This window comes from Streptomyces bicolor (assembly GCF_000719285.1).
In the GTDB taxonomy this organism is placed as follows: Bacteria; Actinomycetota; Actinomycetes; order Streptomycetales; family Streptomycetaceae; genus Streptomyces; species Streptomyces bicolor.
The window spans coordinates 304,834-330,440 of the sequence record NZ_JOFS01000002.1 but is presented as its reverse complement, the minus strand read 5'-3'; the positions used below and the strand labels follow the sequence as shown (position 1 = coordinate 330,440).

Here is a 25,607-nt window from a genome sequence, read left to right as displayed (position 1 = left end):
CGTGTTTTCCCCATCTGGAAGTGGTCTGTGACCTTCACGACTCGTTTGATCGATCATTTTTTTCGCTGCCTCACGAATCGCCAGGTCAGAAGGGGGTCCGCCAGCGGGCCGAAAGCGGGTCAGGAGCCCGCGAGCCGGTGGTCGAGCGCCGTGCAGCGCCGCCCCGCCGACACGGTGCGCACGGCCTGCCCGATCGCCTTGCGTGATCCGACGAGGACGACCAGTTGCCTGGCCCGGGTCACGGCCGTGTACAGCAGGTTCCGCTGGAGCATCATCCATGCTCCGGTGGTGACGGGGATCACCACGGCGGGATATTCACTTCCCTGTGAACGGTGAATGGTCACCGCGTACGCGTGCGCCAGTTCGTCCAGTTCGTCGAATTCGTACGGCACCTCCTCGTCCTCGTCCGTCAGCACCGTGAGGCGCTGGTCGACCGGGTCGAGCGAGGTGACCACGCCCACGGTGCCGTTGAAGACACCGTTCTTCCCTTTCTCGTAATTGTTGCGAATCTGGGTGACCTTGTCGCCGACACGGAGAACCCGGCCGCCGAACCGCTTCTCCGCGAGGTCGGGCCGCCCTGGCGTGATGGCCTGCTGGAGCAGTCCGTTCAGCGTGCCCGCGCCGGCCGGTCCCCGGTGCATGGGAGCCAGGACCTGGACGTCCCGGCGCGGATCGAGCCCGAATTTGGCCGGAATCCGACGGGCCGCGACGTCCACCGTGAGCCGTCCGGCCTCCTCCGTGTCGTCCTCGACGAAGAGGAAGAAGTCCTTCATGCCGTCGGTGACGGGGTGCTGCCCGGCGTTGATCCGGTGTGCGTTGGTCACCACGCCCGACTGCTGGGCCTGACGGAACACGCGCGTGAGGCGGACGGCCGGGATGGGGCTGTCGTCGGCGAGCAGATCCCTGAGGACCTCTCCCGCCCCGACGCTGGGCAGCTGGTCGACATCCCCCACGAAGAGCAGATGGGCACCCGGCGGTACGGCCTTGACCAGCTTGTTGGCCAGCAGCAGGTCCAGCATGGACGCCTCGTCGACCACCACCAGGTCGGCCTGGAGCGGGCGGTCCTTGTCGTAGGCCGCGTCGCCGCCGGGCTTGAGCTCCAGGAGGCGGTGGACGGTGGAGGCCTCGGCTCCGGTGAGCTCGGCGAGGCGCTTGGCGGCGCGGCCGGTGGGGGCGGCGAGCACGACCCGGGCCTTCTTGGCGCGGGCCAGCTCCACGATCGAGCGCACCGTGAACGACTTGCCACAGCCGGGGCCGCCGGTCAGCACGGCGACCTTCTTCGTCAGCGCCAGCTTGACGGCGGCCTCCTGCTCCGGTGCGAGGTCCGTGCCCGTACGGCCCTTCAGCCACCCCAGTGCCTTGTCCCAGGCCACGTCACGGAAGCCCGGCATGCGGTCCTCCTCGGTGCGCAGCAGGCGCAACAGCTGGGCGGCGAGGGAGAGTTCGGCCCGGTGGAAGGGGACGAGGTAGACGGCGGTGACGGGTTCGGAGCCACCGTCCGGGCCGGGGACCTTCTCCCGTACGACACCGGGGTCACCGCCGTCCTCGGGCACCTGGGCCAGCTCCGCGAGGCACTCGATGACGAGCCCGGTGTCCACCTGGAGGAGCTTGACCGCGTCGGCGATCAGCCGCTCCTCGGGGAGGTAGCAGTTGCCTTGGTCGGTGGCCTGCGACAGGGCGTACTGCAGGCCCGCCTTGACGCGCTCCGGGCTGTCGTGCGGGATGCCGACGGACTGGGCGATCTTGTCGGCGGTGAGGAAGCCGATGCCCCAGACGTCGGCGGCAAGGCGGTAGGGCTGGTTCTTCACCACGGAGATGGAGGCGTCGCCGTATTTCTTGTAGATGCGCACCGCGATCGACGTCGACACCTCGACGGTCTGGAGGAAGAGCATGACCTCCTTGATCGCCTTCTGTTCCTCCCAGGCGTCGGCGATCTTCTTCGTGCGCTTGGGGCCCAGGCCGGGGACCTCGATGAGTCGCTTCGGCTCCTCCTCGATGATCTTGAGGGTGTCCAGCCCGAAGTGCTGGGTGATGCGGTCGGCGAAGACCGGGCCGATGCCCTTGACCAGCCCGGAGCCGAGGTAGCGGCGGATGCCCTGGACGGTGGCCGGCAGGACGGTCGTGTAGTTCTCGACGGTGAACTGCTTGCCGTACTGGGGGTGGGAGCCCCAACGGCCCTCCATCCGCAGCGACTCGCCGACCTGGGCGCCGAGCAGCGCGCCGACGACGGTCAGGAGGTCGCCGCCGCCTCTGCCCGTGTCGACACGCGCGACCGTGTAGCCGTTCTCCTCGTTGGCGTACGTGATCCGCTCGAGGACGCCTTCGAGTACGGCCAGTCGTCGTTCGCCTGTGGAAGCCCCCGGCTGATTGGACATGATCCGACGCTACCGCCCGGGTCCGACAACGTGGGAAGCCCGTGGCCGAAGCGGCCGCCGGCTCTCACCCGGCCTGGGACTTCACGTGGTCGATGACCGCCTGGAAGTCCTCGGTCGGCGAGAACTCGACGAACTCGCAGTCCTCCAGAGCCACCGGGACATGGCCGGGCGCCCAGTAGTACGCCTGACCCGCCTCGTAGTGCTCCTCGCCCTCGGGCGTCAGCATCCGAAGCCGCCCCTTCAGCAGGTAGCCCCAGTGCGGGCAGGGGCAGGCGTCGCCTTCCAGGCCCTTGAGGGCAGGGCCCATGTCCGTGCCCTCCGGCAGGCTGATGTAGCCGACGGACATACCGCCACCGATCGGCTCGGTGCGTACCTCCACACCGTCGCCGCCGAGGGCGACGGGTACGTCTTCGCGTGTCGCTGCCGTCATGACTCCTCCACTCCGGCCCAGAAGGGGTTCCTCAGAGAACGCCCCCTTCCAGGCTGAACCGCCATGGAGTTCCTCGCGACATCACGATCCGGTCTCGGGATGTCGTTGAGGGCTTGATCAACCCCTGTGTAATCGATTCCAATCCTCCGTACACGTCGATGTAATCGATTCCACGGCGTGCGCGTACGAACCACGAGGAGGTGGAGCGGCGATGGCGAGCATCAAGGACGTCGCTGCCGAGGCGGGCGTCTCCGTCGCCACGGTCTCGCGCGTCCTGAACGACCATCCGTCGGTCAGCGCCGAGGCACGCACGCGCGTGCTGGCCGCCGTCGAGACCCTGGGCTACCGCCCGAACGCCGTCGCCCGCTCCCTGCGCACCGACCAGACCCACACCCTCGGCCTGGTCATCAGCGACGTGATGAACCCCTACTTCACCGAACTGGCCCGCTCCGTCGAGGAGGAGGCCCGCGCGCTCGGCTACAGCGTCATCATCGGCAACGCCGACGAGCGGCCGGATCTGCAGGACCACCATGTGCGCAACCTGCTGGACCGGCGCATCGACGGGCTCCTCGTCTCCCCCACCGACGGCGGCTCGCCGCTGATGCTGGACGCCGCGCGCGCGGGGACGCCGATGGTGTTCGTGGACCGGTGGATCCCCGGTGTGGACGTGCCCGTGGTCAGGGCCGACGGTCGGGCCGCCGTGCGCGACCTCGTCGCCCATCTGCATTCGCTCGGGCACCGGCGGCTCGCGATCATCGCGGGACCGGCGGCGACCACGACCGGACGGGAGCGCGTCGAGGCCTTCCGGGAGGCGCTCGGCGTGTACGGCCTCGAGCTCCCCGACGCCTACATAGGCCAGGGCGACTTCCAGGCCGAGAGCGGGCGGCGCGTCACCGAGGGGTTCCTCGATCTGCCCGAGCCGCCCGAGGTCGTGTTCGCAGCCGACAACCTGATGGCGCTCGGCGCGCTGGACGCCGTACGCGCGCGTGGGCTGCGCGTACCGGACGACATCGCGCTGGCCGCGTTCGACGACATCCCGTGGTTCGTGCACACCGATCCGCCGGTCACCGCCGTCGCCCAGCCGACGGGCGAGCTGGGCCGGGCCGCCGTACGGGCCCTGGTCGACCGCATCGAGGGACGGCCCGGCGAGTCCGTCACCCTCCCCGCCCGTCTCGTCGTACGCCGCTCGTGCGGCGAGCCCCCCAACCCCCCACAGTCCCCCACCCCAGTGCAAAGGAGCACGTCGTGAGCAACCCGGACGAGTTGCTGCGCATCGAGGGCATACGGAAGACCTTCCCGGGCGTGGTCGCGCTGGACGGCGTCGACTTCGATCTGCGCCGGGGCGAGGTGCATGTGCTGCTCGGTGAGAACGGCGCGGGCAAGAGCACCCTCATCAAGATGCTCTCCGGCGCCTACACCCCCGACGCCGGACGGATCCTGGTCGGCGGCGAGGAGACGCGCATCCATGGTGCGCAGGACTCCGAGCGCCTCGGGATCGCCACCATCTACCAGGAGTTCAACCTCGTTCCCGACCTCACGGTCGCCGAGAACATCTTCCTGGGGCGCCAGCCGCGCCGCTTCGGGATGATCGACCGCAGGCGGATGGAGGCCGACGCCGCCGTTCTGCTGGAACGGGTCGGCGTCAGCGTCTCCCCACGCGCGCGTGTCCGCGAACTCGGCATCGCACGCCTGCAGATGGTCGAGATCGCCAAGGCGCTGAGCCTCAACGCGCGCGTGCTCATCATGGACGAGCCGACCGCCGTGCTGACCTCCGAGGAGGTCGACAAGCTGTTCTCGATCGTGCGCAGGCTGCGCGAGGACGGCGTCGGGATCGTCTTCATCACGCATCACCTGGAGGAGATCGCCGCCCTGGGCGACCGGGTGACGGTCATCCGGGACGGCCGGAGCGTCGGGCAGGTCCCGGCCGCCACGCCGCAGGACGAGCTCGTACGGCTCATGGTGGGGCGCTCGATCGAGCAGCAGTACCCGCGCGAACGGGCCGACAAGGGCGCCGCGTTGCTCACCGTCGAGGGGCTGACCAAGGACGGCGTCTTCCACGACGTCAGCTTCGAGGTGCACGCCGGTGAGGTGGTCGGCATCGCGGGGCTCGTCGGCGCCGGGCGCACCGAGGTCGTGCGCGCGGTCTTCGGGGCCGATCCGTACGACAAGGGCGCCGTGAAGGTCTCCGGGGCGTCCCTGAGGCGCCACGACGTCAACGCGGCCATGGAAGCCGGCATCGGACTCATCCCCGAGGACCGCAAGGGCCAGGGCCTGGTGCTGGACGCGTCCGTCGAGGAGAACCTGGGCCTCGTGACGCTGCGTGCGGCCACGCGCGCGGGGCTCGTCGACCTCAAGGGCCGGCGCGAGGCCGCGGGGCGGATCGCGCGGCAGCTCGGCGTGCGGATGGCGGGCCTCGGGCAGCAGGTCCGCACCCTGTCCGGCGGCAACCAGCAGAAGGTCGTCATCGGCAAGTGGCTGCTCGCCGACACCAAGGTGCTGATCCTCGACGAGCCCACGCGCGGGATCGACGTCGGCGCCAAGGTCGAGATCTACCAGCTGATCAACGAACTCACCGCCGCCGGTGCGGCCGTACTGATGATCTCCAGCGATCTGCCCGAGGTCCTCGGCATGAGCGACCGGGTCCTGGTCATGGCCCAGGGCCGGATCGCGGGCGAACTCCCGGCCGACGAGGCCACCCAGGACGCCGTGATGGCGCTCGCCGTCTCCACCCCCACCACGATCGGAACGGAGGCCCCCCGTGGCCACTGACACGCTCAAGAGCACGCCGGGCGCGAGTGGCGCCTCGGGGCTTCGCCGGCTCCTCCTCGACAACGGCGCGCTCACCGCGCTGATCGTCCTCGTCATCGCGATGTCGGCGCTGTCCGGCGACTTCCTGACGGCCGAAAACCTCCTCAACGTCGGCGTCCAGGCGGCCGTGACCGCCATCCTCGCCTTCGGCGTCACCTTCGTGATCGTCTCGGCGGGCATCGACCTGTCGGTCGGCTCGGTCGCCGCCCTGTCGGCCACCGTCCTCGCCTGGAGCGCGACGTCGGAAGGCGTGCCGGTCTTCCTCGCCGTACTCCTGGCCATCGCGACCGGCATAGCCTGCGGCCTGGTCAACGGCTTCCTGGTGTCGTACGGCAAACTCCCGCCGTTCATCGCGACGCTGGCCATGCTGTCGGTGGCCCGCGGCCTGTCCCTGGTGATCTCGCAGGGCTCCCCGATCGCCTTCCCCGACTCGGTCTCGCACCTCGGCGACACGCTCGGCGGCTGGCTGCCGGTGCCCGTGCTCGTGATGGTCGGCATGGGGCTGATCACTGCGTTCGTGCTGGGACGGACGTACATCGGCCGCTCGATGTACGCGATCGGCGGCAACGAGGAGGCGGCCCGCCTCTCCGGCCTGCGGGTGAAGAAGCAGAAGCTCGCCATCTACGCGTTCTCCGGTCTGTTCGCCGCCGCCGCGGGCATCGTCCTCGCCGCCCGGCTGTCCTCCGCGCAGCCGCAGGCCGCGCAGGGCTACGAGCTCGACGCCATCGCGGCGGTCGTCATCGGCGGCGCCTCGCTCGCGGGCGGCACCGGCAAGGCCTCCGGCACGCTGATCGGCGCGCTGATCCTGGCGGTGCTCAGGAACGGCCTCAACCTCCTGTCCGTGTCCGCCTTCTGGCAGCAGGTCGTGATCGGTGTCGTGATCGCGCTTGCGGTGCTGCTGGACACGGTGCGCCGCAAGGCCGGGGCCACTCCGGTGACGACCGGCGGCAACGGCAACGGCAACAAGGGCAAGCAGGCGGCGACGTACCTCCTCGCGGCCGTCGTCGCGGCGGCGGTCGTGGGCGCCACGTCCCTCCTGCACAGCGGTTCGTCCGAGGCGAAGAGCCAGAAGATCGGCCTGTCGCTGTCGACCCTCAACAACCCGTTCTTCGTGTCGATCCGCACCGGGGCGCAGGAGGAGGCGAAGAAGCTGGGCGTCGACCTGACGGTCACGGACGCGCAGAACGACGCCTCGCAGCAGGCCAACCAGCTGCAGAACTTCACCAGTGAGGGCCTCGGCACGATCATCGTCAACCCGGTGGACTCCGACGCGGTGACCCCGGCGGCGAAGGCCGTGAACAAGTCGGATATCCCGCTCGTCGCCGTCGACCGCGCGGTCAACAACGCCACCACCGCCGCGCTCGTCGCCTCCGACAACGTCACCGGCGGCAAGCTCGCCGCCGAGGCGCTCGCCGAGAAGCTGGGCGGCAAGGGCCGGATCGTGATCCTGCAGGGCCAGGCGGGCACCTCCGCCAGCCGTGAGCGCGGCGCCGGCTTCGCCGAGGGACTGAAGGCCCACCCGGGCATCGAGGTCGTCGCCAAGCAGCCCGCCGACTGGGACCGCACCAAGGGCCTGGACGTCATGACCAACCTGCTGCAGGCCAACCCGGACATCAACGGTGTCTTCGCGGAGAACGACGAGATGGCGCTCGGCGCGATCAAGGCACTCGGCGCCAAGGCCGGAAAGTCCGTCCAGGTCATCGGCTTCGACGGCACCGCGGACGGCCTGAAGGCCGTCGAAGGGGGCACCCTGTTCGCGTCGGTGGCACAGCAGCCGACGGAGCTCGGCAGGATCGCCGTGCAGAACGCGGTGAAGGCCGCGAGCGGCGACAAGGTCGAGAAGTCGGTGATGGTGCCGGTGAAGGTGGTCACGAAGGAGAACGTGGCCGGCTTCACGGGCTGAGGCCGGACGGCGGGCGGGTCCTTCGCGGGATCCGCCCGCGCCAGGTGACTTACGGGGACCAATCAGGGGAGCAACCTCATGTATGACTACGACCTCCTGGTCGTAGGGTCGGCCAACGCCGACCTGGTGATCGGTGTCGAGCGCCGGCCGGGCGCCGGCGAGACCGTGCTCGGCTCCGACCTGGCCGTCCACCCGGGCGGCAAGGGCGCCAACCAGGCGGTCGCGGCCGCCCGGCTCGGGGCCCGTACGGCGCTGCTGGCCCGGGTCGGCGACGACGCCCACGGCCGGCTGCTGCTCGACTCGCAGCGGGCGGCCGGCGTCGACACGGTGGGCGTCCTGGTCGGCGGCGCGCCGACCGGCGTCGCGCTGATCACGGTGGACCCGTCCGGGGACAACAGCATCGTGGTCTCGCCGGGGGCGAACGGACGGCTCACCCCGCAGGACGTACGGGCCGCCGCGAGCCTCTTCCAGGCGTCGCGGGTGGTGTCCGCCCAGCTGGAGATCCCGCTGGAGACGGTCGTGGAGGTGGTCCGCAGTCTGGCGGACGGCGGCCGTTTCGTCCTCAACCCGTCCCCGCCCCGACCGCTGCCGGGCGAGGTGCTGGCGGCCTGCGACCCGCTGATCGTGAACGAGCACGAGGCGAAGGTGATCCTCGGCGACTCCGCGGTGGGCGAGACGCCGGAGGACTGGGCGCGGATCCTGCTCGCCAAGGGTCCCCGCTCGGTGGTGGTGACCCTGGGCGCGGAGGGCGCGCTGGTGGCCTCCGCGGAAGGGCTGACGCGGGTGGCGCCCGTGAAGGTGGACGCGGTGGACACGACGGGCGCGGGCGACGCGTTCACGGCCGCGCTGGCCTGGAAGCTCGGCGCGGGTGCATCCCTGGCCGAGGCGGCGGCGTACGCGGCCCGGGTCGGGGCGGCGGCGGTCACGAAGGAGGGCGCGCAGGAGTCCTTCCCGACCGCTGCGGAGATCGAGGCCCCGTGAAGAAGGCCGGAATCCTGAACCGTCACCTCTCCGGCGCCCTCGCCGAGCTGGGCCACGGCGACGGTGTGCTCGTGTGCGACGTGGGCATGCCCATACCCGACGGCCCCCGCGTCGTGGACCTGGCCTTCCGGGCCGGGGTGCCGTCGTTCGCCGTGGTGCTGGACGGCCTGCTGGCCGAGCTGGTCGTGGAGGGCGCGACGGCGGCGAAGGAGACACGGGATGCCAACCCGGCGGCGGCCGCGCTGCTGGAGGGGGAATTTCCCGAGCTGGAGCTGGTCACCCACGAGCGGCTGAAGGAGCTGTCGGCCGGGGCGCGGCTGGTCGTACGGACCGGGGAGGCACGGCCGTACGCGAATGTGCTGTTGCGCTGCGGCGTCTTCTTCTGAGCAGCGGGAAGTACGAACGTTTCGAGGGGCCCGGTCCGTCGACCGAGCCCCTCGGGTTTTCCCCTCCCATCAGGACCCCGCGATCCCCCCAGATCCCCCTCCAGAAGTCCTGATGCCAAGTACGACCCGCGAGGTGGGGCAAGGGTTGTACGGCCGTCACGAAATTTCTCTCCCGCGCACCCGTAGGCACCGCCTCGGCGTGCCGACGATTCGGGGCAGACGTAGCGTTTAGTCATGTCCGAGGTAGACGAAAACCCCCTCCTGTCCCTCCAGGACGACGTGCTCCACGAGCTCGGCGACGACCGGATCGGGGACATCGCGGGGCTGCTGGGTACGGACGAGTCGGGTGCCCGGCAGATGGTCTGTACGACGGTGTCGGCGCTGTCCGACGAGGTGGAGACCGTGGCGACGCCGCACGACGCCCCGCTCACGGGCGTGGCCACGCTGGGCGGGTTCGCGACGGGTGGCCTCATGGCCGGGCTGCTGGCCGAGGAGGCCGAGCCGGTCGCCGCCGCGGTGGCCCGCAGGACGGGACTGCCGCCGGATGCGGTGTCGCAGGTCGTGGAGATGGTGATTCCGGTGGAGCTGGCGGTGCTCACGAAACGGGCGGCGAGGAAGTAGGGCGAGAACGGATCACGCAACTGATCCGGCCACGGAACTGCCCCGCCCGGACGAGATCGCCGATGCGGGGCAGATCGTATGGCCCCCGGTCCCGCGGGCCGGTTACCGGATGACGTGCTCCACGAACCGGGACGCCGTCTGAGCGAGCACCTCCCGCCCGTCCCGCGCCCACAACCCGTCGTTGAACAGCTCGACCTCGATGGCGCCGGAATAGCCCGCCGCCTCCACGTACCCGAGCCACTCCCGCATGTCGATCGCCCCGTCCCCGATCTGACCGCGCCCGGTGAGCACGCCCTCGGGCAACGGGGTCGTCCAGTCGGCGAGCTGGAAGGTGTGGATACGGCCACCCGCCCCCGCCCGGGCGATCTGCTGCGGCGCCGTGTCGTCCCACCAGATGTGGTAGGTGTCCACCGTGACGCCGACCTGGTGGGCCGGGAAGCGTTCCGCGAGGTCCAGCGCCTGGGCCAGCGTCGACACCACGCACCGGTCGGCGGCGTACATCGGGTGCAGCGGCTCGATGGCCAGCTTCACGCCGTGCTCCTCCGCGTACGGCCCGAGCACCGCCAGCGCGTCCGCGATCCGCTCCCGCGCGCCGTGCAGGTCCTTCGAACCGGCGGGCAGCCCGCCGGACACCAGCACCAGGACGTCCGTGCCCAGCGTCGCCGCCTCGTCGACGGCCCGGCGGTTGTCGTCCAGCGCCTTGGCCCGCTCCTGCGGGTCGATCGCCGTGAAGAAACCGCCGCGGCACAGGGTGGTGACGGTCAGGCCGGCGTCGCGGACCAGCTTGGCCGTTGCCTCCAGGCCGTACGACTGGACGGGCTCGCGCCACAGGCCGACGTTGCCGATGCCCAACCGGCCGCATTCCTCGACCAGTTCGGGCATGCTCAGCTGCTTCACCGTCATCTGGTTGATGGAGAAGCGGGACAGGTCCTGGTTGCTCACTGGGCCACCCCGTGCAGCGACAGAAGGTTCTTCATCCGCTCCTCGGCCAGCTTCGGGTCCGGGAAGAGGCCCAGTGCGTCGGCGAGTTCGTAGGCACGGGCGAAGTGCGGGAGGGAGCGGGCCGACTGCAGGCCGCCCACCATGGTGAAGTGCGACTGGTGACCGGCCAGCCAGGCAAGGAAGACCACGCCCGTCTTGTAGAAGCGGGTGGGCGCCTGGAAGAGATGGCGGGAGAGTTCGACCGTCGGGTCGAGGAGCTCCCGGAAGCCGGCCACGTTCCCGGTGTCGAGGACGCGCACCGCCTCCGCCGCCAACGGGCCCAGCGGGTCGAAGATGCCGAGCAGGGCGTGGCTGAAACCCTTCTCGTCGCCCGCGATCAGCTCGGGGTAGTTGAAGTCGTCACCCGTGTAGCACCGCACGCCCTGCGGGAGGCGGCGGCGGATGTCGATCTCCCGGCCCGCGTCGAGCAGCGACACCTTGATGCCGTCGACCTTGTCGGGGTGCGCCGCGATGACCTCCAGGAAGGTGTCGGTGGCGGCGTCCAGGTCGCTCGACCCCCAGTAGCCCTCCAGGGCCGGGTCGAACATCGGGCCCAGCCAGTGCAGGACCACCGGCTCGGCCGACTGGCGGAGCAGGTGGCCGTAGACCTCGAGGTAGTCCTCGGGACCGGAGGCCGCCGCGGCCAGCGCACGCGAGGCCATGAGGATCGCCTGCGCCCCGCTCTCCTCGACGACGGCGAGCTGCTCCTCGTAGGCCGCGCGCACTTCCTCCAGTGAACCGGCGGCGATCTGGTCGGTGCCGACACCGCAGGCGATCCGCCCGCCGACTGCCTTGGCTTCGGCGGCGCTGCGGCGGATCAGCTCGGCCGCGCCCGCCCAGTCCAGCCCCATCCCGCGCTGGGCCGTGTCCATCGCCTCGGCGACACCGAGCCCGTGCGACCACAGGTGGCGGCGGAAGGCGAGGGTGGCGTCCCAGTCGACGGCGGCGGGCGAGTCGGGGGTGGTGTCGGCGTACGGGTCGGCGACGACGTGCGCCGCGGAGAAGACCGTACGGGAACTGAAGGGCGCGCCCGGGGTGAGGGCGAGGGGCTCCTGGCGGGGCTCGTACGCCCTCACCCCGCCCTTGAGATCGGGGAGTTGGATGGTCACAGCTGGATCTCCGGTACGTCGAGACGGCGGCCCTCGGCCGAGGACTTCAGGCCCAGCTCGGCGAGCTGGACGCCGCGGGCGCCGGCGAGGAGGTCCCAGTGGTAGGGGGCGTCGGCGTAGACGTGCTTGAGGAACAGCTCCCACTGGGCCTTGAAGCCGTTGTCGAAGTCGGCGTTGTCCGGGACCTCCTGCCACTGGTCGCGGAAGGAGTAGGTGGCCGGGATGTCCGGGTTCCAGACCGGCTTGGGGGTGAGGGAGCGGTGCTGGACGCGGCAGTTGCGCAGACCGGCGACGGCGGACCCCTCGGTGCCGTCGACCTGGAACTCCACCAGCTCGTCGCGGTTGACGCGGACGGCCCAGGAAGAGTTGATCTGGGCGATGGCGCCGCCCTCCAGCTCGAAGATGCCGTAGGCGGCGTCGTCGGCGGTGGCGTCGTAGGGCTTGTCGTTCTCGTCCCAGCGCTGCGGGATGTGGGTGGTGGCGATGGCCTGGACGGACTTGACCCGCCCGAAGAGCTCGTGGAGCACGTACTCCCAGTGCGGGAACATGTCGACGACGATGCCCCCACCGTCCTCGGCACGGTAGTTCCAGGACGGGCGCTGGGCGGTCTGCCAGTCGCCCTCGAAGACCCAGTAGCCGAACTCGCCGCGGATCGACAGGATCCGCCCGAAGAAGCCCCCGTCGATGAGCCGCTTGAGCTTGAGGAGCCCCGGGAGGAAGAGCTTGTCCTGGACGACGCCGTGCTTGATGCCGGCCTCGCCCGCCAGGCGGGCGAGCTCCAGGGCACCCTCCAGCCCGGTCGCGGTCGGCTTCTCGGTGTAGATGTGCTTGCCGGCGGCGATCGCCTTCTTGATCGCCTCCTCGCGGGCGGAGGTGACCTGGGCGTCGAAGTAGATGTCGACGGTCGGGTCGGCGAGGACCGCGTCGACGTCGGTCGAGATGTTCTCCGGGTCCAGGCCGTGCTGCTCGGCGAGCGCCTTCAGCGCGTGCTCACGGCGGCCGACCAGGATCGGCTCCGGCCACAGCACGGTGCCGTCGCCGAGGTCGAGTCCGCCCTGCTCGCGGATGGCCAGGAGGGAGCGGACCAGGTGCTGGCGGTAGCCCATGCGCCCCGTCACACCGTTCATGGCGATACGCACCGTCTTGCGTGTCACGTCGTTCCTTTCGTACGCGGGGTCTGCGCCGCGTACGCCCTGTCTTTCAACTGGCGAGCGTCACAGCAAGCGCTTTCTATGTCATAAGAAGCTAGCCTCTGAGCAGCGGTCCGGACAAGACCGTGACCAGCCTGAGTTGTTCGAGGGGACGAACAACGGGCCCTGTTGGCCGTATGGTCTGCTCGGCACACACGGAACCGTGAACGTGGGCGGCCTGTCTACGTGGGCGTAAGCCTGCCTGTGAGCACGTACGAGGTGTACGACGAGATGCACGACCGGAGGACGACGAGATGACGGTGACCCTGGCGGACGTGGCGGCCCGCGCCCAGGTCTCCCCCGCGACGGTGTCGCGCGTGCTGAACGGGAACTACCCCGTGGCCGCCACCACCCGCGAGCGGGTGCTGCGGGCGGTGGACGAGCTGGACTACGTGCTGAACGGTCCGGCGAGCGCGCTGGCCGCGGCGACTTCCGATCTGGTCGGGATTCTCGTCAACGACATCGCCGACCCCTTCTTCGGGATCATGGCGAGCGCGATCCAGTCGGAGATCGGCGGTCCGGGCGGCCGCGCGGGCGGCGAACGGCTGGCGGTGGTCTGCAACACGGGCGGCTCGCCGGAGCGGGAGCTGACCTACCTGACCCTGCTGCAGCGGCAGCGGGCCGCGGCGGTCGTACTGACCGGCGGCGCCGTGGAGGACGCGCCCCACGCGGCGGCAGTCGCGGCGAAGCTGCGGAAGCTGGCGGACGCCGGGACGCGCGTGGTGCTGTGCGGGCGGCCGCCGGCGCCTGACACCGGTGCGATCGCGCTGACCTTCGACAACCGCGGCGGCGGACGTGAGCTGACCGAGCACCTCATCGGCCTCGGGCATCGGCGGCTCGGCTACATCGCGGGCCCGGAGGAGCGGACCACGACCCGGCACCGGCTGGAGGGCCACCGGGCGGCGCTGGAGGCGCACGGCATCGCGGAGGACCCGGGGTGGACCGTGTACGGCCGCTACGACCGGCAGTCCGGCTACGAGGCGACGCTGGAGCTGCTGCGCCGGGATCCGTCTCTGACAGCCGTGGTGGCCGCGAACGACTCCGTCGCGTTGGGGGCGTGCGCGGCGCTGCGGGACTCCGGGCTGCGGATTCCGGACGACGTGTCCGTGGCCGGCTTCGACGACCTTCCGTTCAGCATCGACGCGGTGCCTTCCCTTACGACGGTGAGGCTGCCGCTGGCGGAGGCGGGGGCGCGGGCCGGGCGGATCGCGATGGGGCGGGAGGATGCGCCGCCTGGGGGGATCGCGACGATTCGGGGGGAGTTGATGGTTCGGGGGTCATCCGGGGGGCCTCGGGTTTCCTGAAGCTTGGGGCGCGGTCCGGTGTTCGCCTGCTGCCGCTCCTCGGCGCTGCACCACGGTGAAACCAACCTTCGATGGCGCGGGACAGCCTCTCCGACAGGGCAGCGCTCCCGATCAGCCGGAAGGGGAGAGCCGCTCGCGCACCCATTCAGGATCCGGGTTGACGTGCGGCCGGCCCGCCACGAACACGGTCGGCACGGTCTCATCGCCGTCGTTGGCCGCCCTCACCGCTGCCGCTCCAGCCGGGTCACGCCAGATGTCGACCCAGTGCATCTGGCGGGCGTCACGGCCCAGCCGAATGCGCAGGCGTATGCAGTACTTGCAGCCCGGCCGCCAGAAGACGACCGGTCGGCCGTCGACCGCGCTGCGGCGTTGCGCCTCCAGTGCACCGACCGACCTCGGGAAGAGCAGAGGTGAGTTCACTCCTGCCAGTACCGCGAACACCAGCAGAAGTGCCGAGGCCGCGCCGGGGCTTCCCGTGAAGATCAGACCGGCCGCGACGACTGAGCCGCAGAGCACAAGCAGCATCGGCAGGGTCCAGGGGCGCGTCATGCTGACGCAGGCTAACGGCGAGTCGAAGTGCTCCTCGAACCGGGCTCGGTCGGGCCCCCGACAGACCGGCTGGGGGCCTGGGGGCAGTGCCGCTCAGTACACGATGGACACGATCCGGCAAGCGGCCCCGGCCAGTCGGCGATCTCCCTCGATGTCGGCCAGCGTGAGTGCGACGGCCGGTTGCAGCCCTCGCGTGCACAGGCGCCAGGCGGTTTCGGGGTCCAGCTGGACGAGGGCGGTGGGACACCGCACCGGCCCTTCCGCCAGGGACCAACGGCCCTCGGCGGTGGCGGTCGCAGCCCAAGTGCCGCCCGCCGGGCCGGCAACCCGAACCTGGACCTGCGTGCCGACGGGGGCGGACGTCTCGCGCAGGGTGTGCGGCAGGGCGCGCAGGAAGGTGTCCAGGACCACGGCGAGGGGGCCCGGGTCCGGGTCGGTGCCCTGCCCGGTGGCGTGGCGGATCTGCTGTCGGTGGGTCCAGTACTCGGTGAACTCCCGTGCGGTGTCCAGCCACATCGGCGCCGGATCGACACCGGCCCAGGAGACGCCGAGCGAGGGCGCCGCCGGGTCGGTCCCTTCGAAGACGCGGGCGACCTGGCCGCCGACCAGCTCCAGGGTGTCGGTGAGCGCGGCGGGGCTGACCCTGGCGTGGGCGTCGACCCACTGCTGGTTGATGCGATGGATGTACGTCGCCAGGTCCTCGCCGGGCGCGAAAGCGGGGCCCTCCCGGTGCCCGTCACGGTGCCGGGCGAGGCGTCCGTAGCAGTCGCCCAGCAGGTGCGCGACGACATCTCGTACGGTCCAGCCGGGCACCGCCTCCCGCGCCCAGTCCGCCGGAGCGAGTGCGCGCAGGGTGGCGATCAGGGCCTTGTGCTCGGCGGCGAAGAGAGGGCGGGCGTCGATCGGGGGGCCGAGCCAGGGGTGCCGACCGGGCGGGAACTCGGACTGCGGGGCTGTCGGGTCCATGAGCTCAAGGCTGCCGCAAGGGCAGTTCGGGCGACCATCGGAATTCTTCGGGCGCCCATCGGAACTCCCGGGCGTACGGCCAACCGCTCGCGGGCCATTGAACGCCCATACGACCGTTGATCGCCCGCGTCGCCGAACCCCGGGCTTGCGGAACTAAACGGTTGGCGCAGCCGTCATGTCGTTTGTGGCACAGGGTGGGAGCACGATGGGCGAGGAGCCGACATGGGCAGAGCTTCTACTGACCTTTGCTCTCATGGGTGCTGTCCCGGTCGTCGTTGGAGGAGCGGCAATCCTCTCCCTTGTCGGGCTGACGATGTGGTTGACGGCGCCACTGCGGCGGCGCAGGCGCGCAGGCTCAGCTGATGACCAGGCACGCTCCGTTTGAAGTATCCCCTTCCAAGCGATGAGTTTTGGACCTGGCCCCGGTCTTCCCTGCGTCCTCACCCGAGCGAGAACAAGCGAGAAACAGGAGCTCCTCCCATGCGCCTCGTCATCACGGAATTCATCAGCCTCGACGGCGTCGTCCAGGCCCCCGGCGGCCCCGAAGAGGACACCGACGGCGGCTTCGCGCACGGTGGCTGGTCGCACCCGTACTTCGACGAGGAGGTGCTCGGCCCGGCGTTCACCGAGGGGCTGGAGAAGGCCGAGGCGCTGCTCTACGGGCGTCGTACGTATCTGACGATGGCCGCCGCCTGGCCCGAGCGCGCCGGTGACCCGTTCGCCGACCGGCTGAACTCGCTGAAGAAGTACGTCGTCACCGACACGCTCACCGACTCCGAGCTGACTTGGAACAACACCACCCGCATACCCGGCGGCGAGGCCGTCGCCCGGATCCGTGAGCTGCGCGAGAGCGAGGGCGGCGACCTGGCGATGATGGGCAGCCCCACCCTCGTCCGCACCCTCATCCAGGAGGGTCTGGTCGACGAGCTGCAGCTCGTCGTGATGCCGGTGCTGCTGGGCGGCGGCAAGTCGATCTTCCCGGCGGATGGCGGAAAGCGGCCGTTCGAGCTCGTGTCCACGGTCGCCGGGAAGACGGGCGTGCAGGTGTGCGTCTACCGGCCGGCGTCCGCCGAAGGGTAGCCGCGCGGGCGCGGACGTTCTAGGCTCGACTCGACGGTATCTCTGACTCAGTCAAATATCCCAGTCGGACATCGGGGGTCGACGATCATGACCGTCCAGGACATCCGCGCCTTCAACCGCTTCTACACGAACGTCATCGGCGCCCTCGACTACAGCCGCCACCTCTATGCCCCGTACACCCTCACCGAGTCCCGCGTCCTGTACGAGCTCGCGCACTCGCCGCGTACGGACGCGGCGGACCTGCGGGCCGAGCTCTCGCTGGACGCGGGCTATCTGAGCCGGATCCTGAACAAGTTCGAGCAGGACGGGCTCATCGAGCGCACGACCTCCCGAAACGACCCGCGCCGCCGGCGCGTCACGCTCACCGCGCGCGGCCGGGAGACCGGCAAGCTGCTGGAGGAGCGGTCGAACGAGGCGGTGGGCTCGCTGCTGGCCACCGTGCCGGCGGCGGAACGGCCGCGCCTCGCCGAGGCGATGACGACCGTACGCACCATCCTGTCCCACGGCCGCCCGCCCCGCCGCGAGGACGTCGTGCTGCGCGAGCCCGGCCCCGGCGACCTCGGCTGGATCGTGCAGCGCAACGCCGCGCTGTACGCCGCCGAGTACGGCTGGAACGCGGACTACGAGGGGCTGGTCGCGAGGATCGTCGCGGACTTCGCGGAGGATCATGATCCGCATCTGGAGCGGGTGTGGATCGCCGAGCTCCACGGGCGGCCGGTGGGCTGCGTGATGTGCGTACGGGACGAGGCCCCCGCGACCGCCCGGCTGCGGCTGCTGCTGGTCGAGCCCGACGCCCGCGGCCTCGGCATCGGCGGCCGCCTGGTCACCTCGGTCATCGACTTCGCGCGCGGCGTCGGCTACCGCGACCTCGTCCTGTGGACCAACGACGTCCTGGCCGACGCCCGCCGCATCTACCAGCGGCACGGCTTCGCCCTGGTGGCCGAGAAACCGCACCGCTCCTTCGGCAAGGACCTGCTCGGGCAGGACTGGCGGCTGGAGCTGCACTCCACACCGGAGTGACCTACTCGAGTGACCTGCTCGGTCACACTGCTTCCCAAGTGCCGTCGCGCAGTTGGTACACCTGTACCCGCTGGGTGACGGCATCGCCGTAGCGGTCGAAGCCGACCCGTCCCATCGCTCCTTCGAAGCGGATCCCCTGCACCGCTTCGCGGACGTCTTCGCGCGCCGTCGACGGCAGCTCGTCGCCGGTGATGCGCACGCCCTCCTTGAAAGCACGGATCAGCGCCCAGGTGGCGTCGTAGGCGTACCCGCCGTACGGCCCGTAGGGAGTCGGATAACCGGCCTTCGCATAGTCCGCGGTGAACGACTTGGCGGAGTTGAGCGACTCCGTGGCAGCCCCGCCGGCGGTACAGATGTCACCCGCCGCGCCGCTGCCCGCCAAGGTGGCGTACTCCCCGGCGAAGAGGCCGTCACCGCCCGCGACCCGGATGTCGGGATCGACGGCGTGCAACTGCTTGCTCAGCGGAGCCGCGGCAGGATATTCGCCACCGAAGTACACGACGTCGGCACCGAGAGCACGAGCCCGCTGCACCTCATCGGTGAAGTCACGCTGTTCGTACTCGACTTGGCTCTGCCCCACGATGGTTCCGCCCTCCTCGCGGAACGCCTTCTTGAACATCTCCGCCAGCGAACGGCCGTAGCCGAGCTTGTTGTCGATGACGAAAGCCTTGCGCCGACCGTCCTCTCCGTACAGGTACGCGGCCGCGGCGGGCGGCTGTGCGATGTCGTTGGCCACCGTGCGGAAGTAGGTGTCGTACGGCCTGGAGCGCGAGCCGCCCAGCCAGTCAGGGCCGAGAGTGAGCCGGGGGTCGGAGTTCGAAGGAGAGATCTGGGACAGGTCGTCCTGGGCGAACACCTTCTGCATGGGCTCGGCGACGGACGCGTTGAGCGGCCCGACGACTCCCACCACGTCGGAGTCGGCGACGAAAGTGGTGGCGTTCGCCTGCCCCGTGGCGGGCTGGGCCTTGTCGTCCAGGGCGCGGATCTTGAAGGTGACACCGGGGACGAAGGCGTCCTCGTTCGCCTTCTTCACGGCCAGCTCCGCCGAGTTCTTGATTCCCTCGCCCAGCTCTTCGAGGTCACCGCTCAGGGGGACGCTCACGCCGATCGCGACGGTGAGCTTGCTCGTGGTGTTCTTGGAGTCCCCGGAGTCCCCGGAGTTCCCGGAGTTCCCGGAGCTCTCGGACGGGCCGCCGTCCGACGATCCGCCGCCCCTCCCGTCCTGGAAGAGTGAGTCCAGCGTCATGGGAAGTGTCCCGAGCGCGGCGACCAGCAGGGTGGACACCACGACGACCGTCCGGCGGCTGAGCCGCCACCGACGCCCTCTCGCCGCCGGTGAGCCGGCCGTGGCGGCGGCTTTCTCAGCCGGTGCGTCGGCGGCGGGTTCATCGGCGGCTGGTTCATCTGCGCCGGGTTCGTCGGCGGCTGGTTCGCTCTGGACCGGTTGGGCCTCGCCCAGGGCGCCCTCGGCCAGTTCGCCCTCAGCCGGTTCGCCTCCCGCCGGTAGGCCCTTCGGCTCGGACGACTCAGACGGCTCCGCCGCCAGGTAGCGGTTGCGGGCCAGGGCGATCGCGCCCGCTGTGTTGCCGTTCCGCTGCTGGGGCACCGGCCGGCCCTTGGCCACCAGGGAGCCGTACAGATGGTTGTACAGCGTCATCATGGTGAGAAGTGGCGGCGCCTGCGGGATCCCGCGTTCCAGAGCCCCGATCAGCTCCCCGGTGAACGCGGTGTACGTCTCCCCCGGCGGGGCCAGTGCCGTCCTGGTCTCCGACGTCGCGGTCAGCACGAACGTACCGCTGATGTCGGACATCCCGCCGAGCCCCGAGGACGACATCGCGCCGTGCAGGGCGAGACCGCTCCAGCAGCAGTCCAGGATCACCACCTTGCGCCGTGCCCGGGTCTGCGGGCTCAGCAGGAGCTCGCGGATGTCCTGGTAGCGCAGGGCGCTGTAGAGACGTCGGGGGTTGGTGCGGGGCAGGGCCAGATAGAGCTCGTTGGACAGCTCGTGCACGAAACCGTGCCCCGCGTAGTAGACGAGGAGGGTGTCCTCGGCCTCGTCGGCGAGCCGGGCGACCTCTTCCAGCGCCTGGTCGCGGTCGGGTTCGGGGAGCACGCGGATGTGGTCGGACGCCAGGCCCCACACGCTCTCGTCGTGCAGGAGCTCCGCGAGCCGGGTGAGGTTCTGGGACACGGCGGGCAGCGGTTCGAGGCCGGGGTCGGCGTAGGAGTGGGCGCCGATCAACAGGGCTCTGCTGAGTGCCGGTTGGGAGAGTTCGCTCATGACCGCGGCTGGTCGAGCGTGGCGGCGGTCGCCGCCGGGGTGCCGTCACCCGGTTCGGTGGTCTGCGGCGCGGTCAGCTGGCGCACCAGCCGTTCGATCTGCTCGGCGTCGGTGCCGCTCACGGTCACGGTGACGCCCTCGCGTTCCACCAGGACGCGCGGTGCGTTCGCCCGCGACTGGCGCCAGGTCGCCACGGCCACCAGCAGTCCGCCCAGGGCCACCACGTTGCTGAGCACGACGTCGATCAGATCCAGGCCGGGACCCATGGCGCCCGGTGTCGCGTTCCTGCCGCGCAGGGTGAGGGTCGCGCCTGCCGAGTCGGGGTCCCGCAGCAGCCAGCGCTGCAGTGCGCGAAGATGTCCCCCGTCGTCGTCGAGCACGGTGATACCGAGCCGCATGCTTCCCCCTCGCACGCTCGCACGCCGCCGATTTCGGCCCCGTATTTCGGCCTCATACCCCTGATTTCCGGCAGCATAGCGACGCCGCGAGCACCCGGCGTCGACTCTGGAGAAGCCGTTCCCGATCCGATCGCAGCCGTCCGCGGTGGAGCAGATACCGCGCACGGACATGACGCGAGCCGGGCACAAACGATCAGCCACGGAGGAGTTCGCAGAACGTCGTGCGGGAAGTGCCCGCGCGGGTCATGCCCGACCTGGACCAGGACGAGTAGGGTCCAGAAGCATGAAACTGGCGTTCTCCACCCTCGGCGTCCCCGGTCTCCCCCTCCCCGACGTGCTGCGCCTCGCGACGGCGCACGGCTATCACGGCGTGGAGCTGCGCACCCACCCCGAGGAGCCGGTGCACCTGGGCCTCGGCCCGGCCGAACGGGCCGACGTCGCGGCCGAGTTCAAGGCCGCCGGCGTGGAGCTGCTGGGCCTGGCCGGGTACGTCCGGGTCGCGGCGCCCGGTGACGACGGGCCCGTGATCGAGGAGGCCCGCAGGCTCGTCGACCTCGCCCACGACCTCGGCGCGCCCTTCGTCCGCGTCTTCCCCGGCGCCGATCCCGAGCAGAGCCGGCGGTCGGCGGACGCGATCGCGGCGCGGCGGCTGGGTACGGCCGCGGAGTACGCCGCCGACTTTGGCGTACGGATCCTGCTGGAGACCCACGACTCGCACCGCACCGCCGCCGACGCGATCCGCGTGCTCGGCCTCGTCGGCCACCGCCACGTCGGCTCGCTCTGGGACGTCATGCACACCTGGCTGGGCGGCGAGCAGCCCTCGGAGAGCTACGCCGCCCTCGCCCCGTATCTCGGCTACGTCCAGGTCAAGGACATCGCCTCCGCCGACGACACGACCCCGCTCGCGCTGGGCGCCGGGGTGCTGCCGCTCGCCGAGTGCGTGGAGGTCCTCTCCCGGCACGGCTGGGACGGCTGGCTGTGCTGGGAGTACGAGAAGCGGTGGTACGAGGACGCCGCCCCGCTCGACGGGCTGCTCGGCGCGGGCCGGGAGCACCTGGCGCGGCTGCTGAACGAGTCGGCCTAGACGAGAAACGAGTCGGCCCAGGCGAAATTCGGTGGTCCGGTGCCGGACCGCCGTATAGCGTCCCCCCTCGTGCCGAAAACCACTCCGCGCCCCGCCATGCCCTCATGAGCCTCGCCCGTACGCTGATCGACGTACGGCCGCTGCGCACCTCCCCCGTCTTCCGGCGGCTGCTGATCGGGCGGACCGTGTCCGTGCTCGGCAGCTTCATGACCATGGTGACGGTCATGTACCAGGTCTGGGACATGACGCACAGCGCGGTCTGGAGCGGTGCGGTCGGGCTGGCGCAGGTGGTGCCCATGGTGGCCGTGGGTCTGCTCGCCGGGTCGTGGGTGGACCGGGGCGACCGGCGGCGGATCTTCCTCGTCGCCACCGTCGGGCAGGCGGTGTTCGTGCTGCTGCTCGCGGTGCAGGGCTTCACCGGCGGCGTGCCGGTGGCCGGGATCCTCGCGCTCGTGGCGGCCGGGGCCTGCTTCGGTGCGGTCGGCGGCCCGGCGGCGGGTGTGTTCGTGCCGCGGCTGCTGCCGAAGGAGCAGGTGGCGGCGGGGCTGGCCCTCAACCAGGTCACCGGTCAGGCGATGATGCTGCTCGGCCCGGCGCTGGGCGGGCTGTTCCTCGGCTGGTTCGGCATCGGCGTCTGCTATCTGCTGGACGCCCTGAGCTTCGGTCTCGCCTTCTACGGCGCCTTCGGCCTGCCCGCGCTGCCGCCCGAGGGCGAGCCGTCGCGGGCCGGGCTGCGCGGCGTCCTGGACGGTCTGCGCTTCCTGGCCGGTCACCGCGTGGTGCGGGGCGCGCTCATCACCGACCTCGCCGCCACGATCCTCTCCATGCCGGTCAGTCTCTTCCCGCTGGTCAACGCCGAACGCTTCGGCGGCAACCCGCGCACCCTGGGCCTGTTCCTCTCCGCCCTCGCGGTGGGCGGCGTCACGGCGACGGCCCTGTCGGGTGCGGTCACCCGGCTGGGCCGCCCAGGCCTGGTGATGCTGTGCGGGTCGGCGACCTGGGGCGTGGCGCTGGCGCTGTTCGGCCTGATGACCGACCCGTGGGTGGGGCTCGGGCTGCTGGTGGTGGCGGGTGCCGCCGACGCCCTGGCGGTCGTCTCGCGCAGCACGATCGTCCAGACCCGTACCCCCGACGCCCTGCTGGGCCGGGTCACGGCCGCCGAGCAGATCGTCGGCCAGGGTGGCCCGCACCTCGGCAATCTGCGCGGCGGCGTGGTCGCCGGCTGGTCGTCCGGCGCGACCGCCCTGGTCACGGGCGGGCTGCTGTGCGTACTGGCGGTGGCCTACGTCGGGTCGAGCACGCCGGAGCTGCGGAACGGCGAGGCTACGCCGGACGCGCAATGATCGTCGCGGTGGGGTCCAGGCACCAGTGCAGTACGGCCGGCCAGGATCCGTATCCGGCGTCCAGGTCGAGGTGGGCGGCGCCGGGGAGGATGTCGGTCGGGAGGGCGAGGGGGTCGCCGTAGGCGGTGCCGGCGCCTTCCTCGCAGTACGGGTCGTCGTCGCCGGCGACCAGGCGGGTCGGCCCCGGGAGCGTGAACTCCAGGGCGGGCAGGGCGAATTCGGCGACCTCCGGGTACCGGGCGAGCACGGCGCCGGACGGCGGGGCGACGAGCAGCACCCGGTCCACGGCGGCAAGCCCCGGCAGCCCACGCGCCGCGGCGTGCAGCCACAGCACGGCGGACAGGCTGTGCGCGACCACGACCCGCTCCGAGTCGGCGTCGAGGGCGTCCAGATGCCGGGCCAACTCGCTCAGCCATACCTCCAGTTCGGGGTCGTCCGGGTCGGGCAGCTGCGGATAGGTGACCTGGTGGCCGAGCTCGGTGAGACGGTCGGCGAGCCAGTGCTGCCAGTGGTCCTCGGGGCGGTGGTTCTGCCAGCCGTGGAGGATGAGGTACGCGGTCATGGGGTGATGGTTTCCGATCACTGCAGTACCGGTCCAGTGGGAGCCGGAGAGGTCCGCGCCAGGAACCCGGCCACCCGGCTCTCCAACCTCCCCCGGCACTGCGGCCACTCCTCCGCCGTGACGGAGAAGATCGCGGAGTCGCGCAGCCGCCCGTCCTCCCCCGGCGCCCAGGAACGGGACCAGTTCCGCAGCACGCCCTCGAAACGAGCGCCCACACTGACGATGGCCGCACGCGAGCGCTCGTTGCGGGCGTCCGTCTTCAGGTCCACCCGGGACACGCCCCACTCCTCGAAGGCATGCCGGAAGAGCAGCAGCTTGGCCTCGGCGTTCATGCCCGTGCCCTGGGCCGAGGGGGCGAGCCAGGTGAAGCCGACCTCGACGGCGTCGAGTCGGTCGTCGGAGCGCCAACAGCGCGGCTCCCAGTACGAGGTGGCGCCGACCGCCCGGCCCGAGGCGACGGAGATCTGCGCGTACGGCGCCAGCCGCCCCGTCGCCGCTCGGTCGAGCTGTGCGTCGATGTAGTCGCCGACCTCATGGGCCCTCGGCACCCAGGTGAACGCGTAGGTCCCGCGGTCCTCCTCCGCGGCCACCGCCAGATCCGCCGCGTGCCGGTGCTCCAGCGGCTCCAGCCGCACCAGCGCGCCCTCGAGAACCGGCCCCTCCAGCTTGAAGCTCACCCGTCGACTCCCGTCACCGCAACAACCGCCACTACCGTCACAACCGGGCCCGCAACGCCCCGAACTCCTCGTGGAAGCCCGGGAAAGTCTTCCGTACGCACCCGGGGTCGTCGAACGAAATACCCGGCACCCGCAGCCCGGTCACCGCGAACGACATCACGATGCGGTGGTCGCCGTACGACGTGATCTCCGCACCGCCCGCGAGCGGCGCACCCGGCCGGATCTCGATCCAGTCCGGGCCCGTCGCCACCTCCACCCCCAGCCGCCGCAGATTCTCCGCGCACGCCTCCAGCCGGTCGCACTCCTTCACGCGTGTGTTCGCCACGTCCTCGATGCGCACCGGCCCGGAGGCGAACGGCGCGATGGCGGCGAGGGTCGGCATGGTGTCGGAGATGTCCCGCATGTTGACGGTGACGCCGCGCAGTTCGCCCGTGCCGCGCACGGTCGTCGCCTCCGCGCCCACCGACACCTCCGCGCCCATCCGCCGCAGTACGTCGACGAAGCCCAGGTCGCCCTGGAGCGCCCCCTGACCGAGGCCCGGGACGGTCACCTCGCCACCGGTGACGGCGGCGGCCGCGAAGAAGTAGCTCGCGGTCGAGGCGTCCGGCTCCACGGCGTACGTGGTCGCCCGGTAGCCGCCCGGCGGGACGACGAAGGCGTCGCCCTCCCTCGCCACCTCCACGCCGAACGCCCGCATCATCGCGATCGTGATCTCGACGTACGGCACCGAGACCAGGTCGGTCACCGTGATCCGCAGGCCCTTGCGGGTCAACGGCCCGAGCAGCAGCAGCGCGGTCAGGTACTGCGACGACTGGCCCGCGTCCAGCGTCACCTCGCCGCCCTCGACGCCGGCCGCGGCGACCGTCAGGGGATGGTGGCCCTCCCGCTCCTCGTGCCGCAGGTCCACGCCCAGGTCACGCAGGGCCGAACTCAACGGCGCCAGGGGACGTCGGCGCATCTGGGGCGAGGCGTCGAAGCGGTAGGTGCCGTGGCCGGCCGCGGCCAGCGTCGGCAGGAAGCGGGCCGTGGTCGCGCCGTCGCGGCAGTAGACGTCGGCCTCCACAACCGCCGGGCCCTGCGGGCGGCCGTCGATCTGCCAGCTGTCCGGGGTCCGGCCGACCCGGTAGCCGAGCCGGGCCAGCCCCTCGGCGAAGCCCTCCGTGTCGTCGGAGCGCAGCGGCCGTACGAGGGTCGTGACACCGTCGGCCGCCGCCGCCAGGAAGAGGGCGCGGGCGGTGATGGACTTGGAACCGGGGATGTCGACTACGGGCATGCCCTCATGATCGCCCGGCCCCGGAGCCGGCGCCGGGACGTCCACGGGATGGACCCGTACCGGCCCCGCTCCGGACCCTCGTCCGTTGCCCACACGTCACGTGGAACACGCCGAACCCGGGCTTACCAACTTCGCGGATTGCGGCCATCCCCGGGAACCCGGCCCCACCTCCGCCCGTCCAATCCGCGAGCTGCCGGAGAGTCACCGTGGTGCGGTGTCGGCCCTCGCTGCTGGCTGCGATCGCTGACCACCCTCTCCGCCGCACCACGGCCGGCAGCACGCCGTC

At 71.1% G+C, this 25,607-nt stretch carries 23 protein-coding genes; 11 read left to right on the top strand and 12 right to left on the bottom strand.

Translation table 11 applies throughout. The features are described 5' to 3' along the window. Positions 1–119: 119 nt before the first annotated feature. Positions 120–2,375, bottom strand: coding sequence for an SF1B family DNA helicase RecD2 (recD2, locus tag IF78_RS0103670; RefSeq protein WP_031478625.1), 2,256 nt, complete (start codon positions 2,373–2,375; stop codon positions 120–122). A gap of 64 nt (positions 2,376–2,439) precedes the next feature. Continuing rightward, entirely contained in the window at positions 2,440–2,805 is a 366-nt protein-coding gene (locus IF78_RS0103665; RefSeq protein ID WP_031478623.1) for a cupin domain-containing protein, read from the bottom strand. Positions 2,806–3,016: 211 nt separating this feature from the next. On the opposite strand from IF78_RS0103665, the gene IF78_RS0103660 reads away from it, so the two are divergent. The 6 genes from IF78_RS0103660 to IF78_RS0103635 all read left to right on the top strand — a co-directional run bounded on the left by IF78_RS0103660 (position 3,017) and on the right by IF78_RS0103635 (position 9,504). Then, positions 3,017–4,054: a LacI family DNA-binding transcriptional regulator gene (locus tag IF78_RS0103660; RefSeq protein WP_031478622.1), complete on the top strand. Its 1,038-nt coding sequence runs from the start codon at positions 3,017–3,019 to the stop codon at positions 4,052–4,054. After that, positions 4,051–5,574 (top strand): sugar ABC transporter ATP-binding protein, encoded by a 1,524-nt coding sequence (locus IF78_RS0103655; protein WP_031478621.1) that lies wholly within the window; start codon positions 4,051–4,053, stop codon positions 5,572–5,574. The genes IF78_RS0103660 and IF78_RS0103655 overlap by 4 nt, the downstream gene beginning before the upstream one ends. After that, positions 5,564–7,516, top strand: coding sequence for an ABC transporter permease/substrate-binding protein (locus IF78_RS0103650; RefSeq protein WP_031478619.1), 1,953 nt, complete (start codon positions 5,564–5,566; stop codon positions 7,514–7,516). Before IF78_RS0103655 ends, IF78_RS0103650 begins: the two co-directional genes overlap by 11 nt. Before the next feature lie 78 nt (positions 7,517–7,594). Further along, a complete protein-coding gene (locus tag IF78_RS0103645) occupies positions 7,595–8,497 on the top strand; it encodes a ribokinase (RefSeq protein ID WP_031478618.1) in 903 nt (300 codons plus the stop codon). After that, positions 8,494–8,883: a D-ribose pyranase gene (rbsD, locus tag IF78_RS0103640; RefSeq protein ID WP_031478617.1), complete on the top strand. Its 390-nt coding sequence runs from the start codon at positions 8,494–8,496 to the stop codon at positions 8,881–8,883. Before IF78_RS0103645 ends, rbsD begins: the two co-directional genes overlap by 4 nt. 234 nt (positions 8,884–9,117) lie before the next feature. Beyond that, positions 9,118–9,504, top strand: coding sequence for a DUF937 domain-containing protein (locus IF78_RS0103635; RefSeq protein WP_031478616.1), 387 nt, complete (start codon positions 9,118–9,120; stop codon positions 9,502–9,504). 102 nt (positions 9,505–9,606) lie between these two features. Here IF78_RS0103635 and IF78_RS0103630 read toward each other — a convergent pair whose 3' ends face one another. From IF78_RS0103630 to IF78_RS0103620, 3 genes are read right to left on the bottom strand one after another with little or no spacing between them, the layout of a single operon-like run. Further along, positions 9,607–10,407: a sugar phosphate isomerase/epimerase family protein gene (locus IF78_RS0103630; protein ID WP_425314596.1), complete on the bottom strand. Its 801-nt coding sequence runs from the start codon at positions 10,405–10,407 to the stop codon at positions 9,607–9,609. Between the two features lie 35 nt (positions 10,408–10,442). Then, positions 10,443–11,594 (bottom strand): dihydrodipicolinate synthase family protein, encoded by a 1,152-nt coding sequence (locus IF78_RS0103625; RefSeq protein WP_031478613.1) that lies wholly within the window; start codon positions 11,592–11,594, stop codon positions 10,443–10,445. Next, a complete protein-coding gene (locus tag IF78_RS0103620) occupies positions 11,591–12,748 on the bottom strand; it encodes a Gfo/Idh/MocA family protein (RefSeq protein ID WP_031478611.1) in 1,158 nt (385 codons plus the stop codon). Before IF78_RS0103620 ends, IF78_RS0103625 begins: the two co-directional genes overlap by 4 nt. Before the next feature lie 290 nt (positions 12,749–13,038). Between IF78_RS0103620 and IF78_RS0103615 the strand changes: the two genes are divergently transcribed. Then, positions 13,039–14,088, top strand: a complete 1,050-nt coding sequence (locus tag IF78_RS0103615; RefSeq protein ID WP_031478610.1) for a LacI family DNA-binding transcriptional regulator — start codon at positions 13,039–13,041, stop codon at positions 14,086–14,088. Positions 14,089–14,199: 111 nt separating this feature from the next. Here the strand turns inward: IF78_RS0103615 and IF78_RS0103610 are convergent, their stop codons facing one another. Next, positions 14,200–14,637, bottom strand: coding sequence for a glutaredoxin domain-containing protein (locus IF78_RS0103610; protein ID WP_031478609.1), 438 nt, complete (start codon positions 14,635–14,637; stop codon positions 14,200–14,202). Positions 14,638–14,730: 93 nt separating this feature from the next. Beyond that, a complete protein-coding gene (locus IF78_RS0103605; protein ID WP_031478608.1) occupies positions 14,731–15,603 on the bottom strand; it encodes a maleylpyruvate isomerase family mycothiol-dependent enzyme in 873 nt (290 codons plus the stop codon). Positions 15,604–16,083: 480 nt separating this feature from the next. Here IF78_RS0103605 and IF78_RS0103600 point away from each other — a divergent pair, with 480 nt between their 5' ends. After that, the gene (locus IF78_RS0103600; RefSeq protein ID WP_031478607.1) at positions 16,084–16,683 is read left to right on the top strand and encodes a dihydrofolate reductase family protein; all 600 of its coding nucleotides are present in this window, start codon (positions 16,084–16,086) and stop codon (positions 16,681–16,683) included. A gap of 87 nt (positions 16,684–16,770) precedes the next feature. Next, positions 16,771–17,703, top strand: a complete 933-nt coding sequence (locus IF78_RS0103595) for a bifunctional helix-turn-helix transcriptional regulator/GNAT family N-acetyltransferase (protein WP_031478605.1) — start codon at positions 16,771–16,773, stop codon at positions 17,701–17,703. A 22-nt stretch (positions 17,704–17,725) separates the two neighbouring features. On the opposite strand, the gene IF78_RS45660 is transcribed toward IF78_RS0103595, so the two are convergent. Both IF78_RS45660 and IF78_RS0103585 read right to left on the bottom strand, forming a co-directional pair. Further along, positions 17,726–19,984: a caspase, EACC1-associated type gene (locus IF78_RS45660; protein ID WP_078662286.1), complete on the bottom strand. Its 2,259-nt coding sequence runs from the start codon at positions 19,982–19,984 to the stop codon at positions 17,726–17,728. After that, positions 19,981–20,382 carry an effector-associated constant component EACC1 gene (locus IF78_RS0103585; RefSeq protein ID WP_051827480.1) on the bottom strand — a complete coding sequence of 134 codons (402 nt, stop codon included), beginning with the start codon at positions 20,380–20,382 and terminating at the stop codon, positions 19,981–19,983. The genes IF78_RS45660 and IF78_RS0103585 overlap by 4 nt, the downstream gene beginning before the upstream one ends. Before the next feature lie 283 nt (positions 20,383–20,665). On the opposite strand from IF78_RS0103585, the gene IF78_RS0103580 reads away from it, so the two are divergent. Further along, positions 20,666–21,466 (top strand): sugar phosphate isomerase/epimerase family protein, encoded by an 801-nt coding sequence (locus tag IF78_RS0103580; RefSeq protein ID WP_031478602.1) that lies wholly within the window; start codon positions 20,666–20,668, stop codon positions 21,464–21,466. Between the two features lie 104 nt (positions 21,467–21,570). Next, a complete protein-coding gene (locus IF78_RS0103575; protein WP_031478601.1) occupies positions 21,571–22,809 on the top strand; it encodes an MFS transporter in 1,239 nt (412 codons plus the stop codon). Here IF78_RS0103575 and IF78_RS0103570 read toward each other — a convergent pair. The 3 genes from IF78_RS0103570 to aroA are packed head-to-tail and all read right to left on the bottom strand — an operon-like array spanning position 22,790 to position 25,321. Continuing rightward, a complete protein-coding gene (locus tag IF78_RS0103570; RefSeq protein ID WP_031478600.1) occupies positions 22,790–23,371 on the bottom strand; it encodes an RBBP9/YdeN family alpha/beta hydrolase in 582 nt (193 codons plus the stop codon). The two genes, IF78_RS0103575 and IF78_RS0103570, sit on opposite strands and share 20 nt — an antisense overlap. Positions 23,372–23,388: 17 nt before the next feature. After that, positions 23,389–24,048, bottom strand: a complete 660-nt coding sequence (locus tag IF78_RS0103565) for a GNAT family N-acetyltransferase (RefSeq protein ID WP_031478598.1) — start codon at positions 24,046–24,048, stop codon at positions 23,389–23,391. A gap of 37 nt (positions 24,049–24,085) precedes the next feature. Next, positions 24,086–25,321, bottom strand: coding sequence for a 3-phosphoshikimate 1-carboxyvinyltransferase (aroA, locus tag IF78_RS0103560; protein ID WP_031478596.1), 1,236 nt, complete (start codon positions 25,319–25,321; stop codon positions 24,086–24,088). Positions 25,322–25,607: the final 286 nt, after the last annotated feature.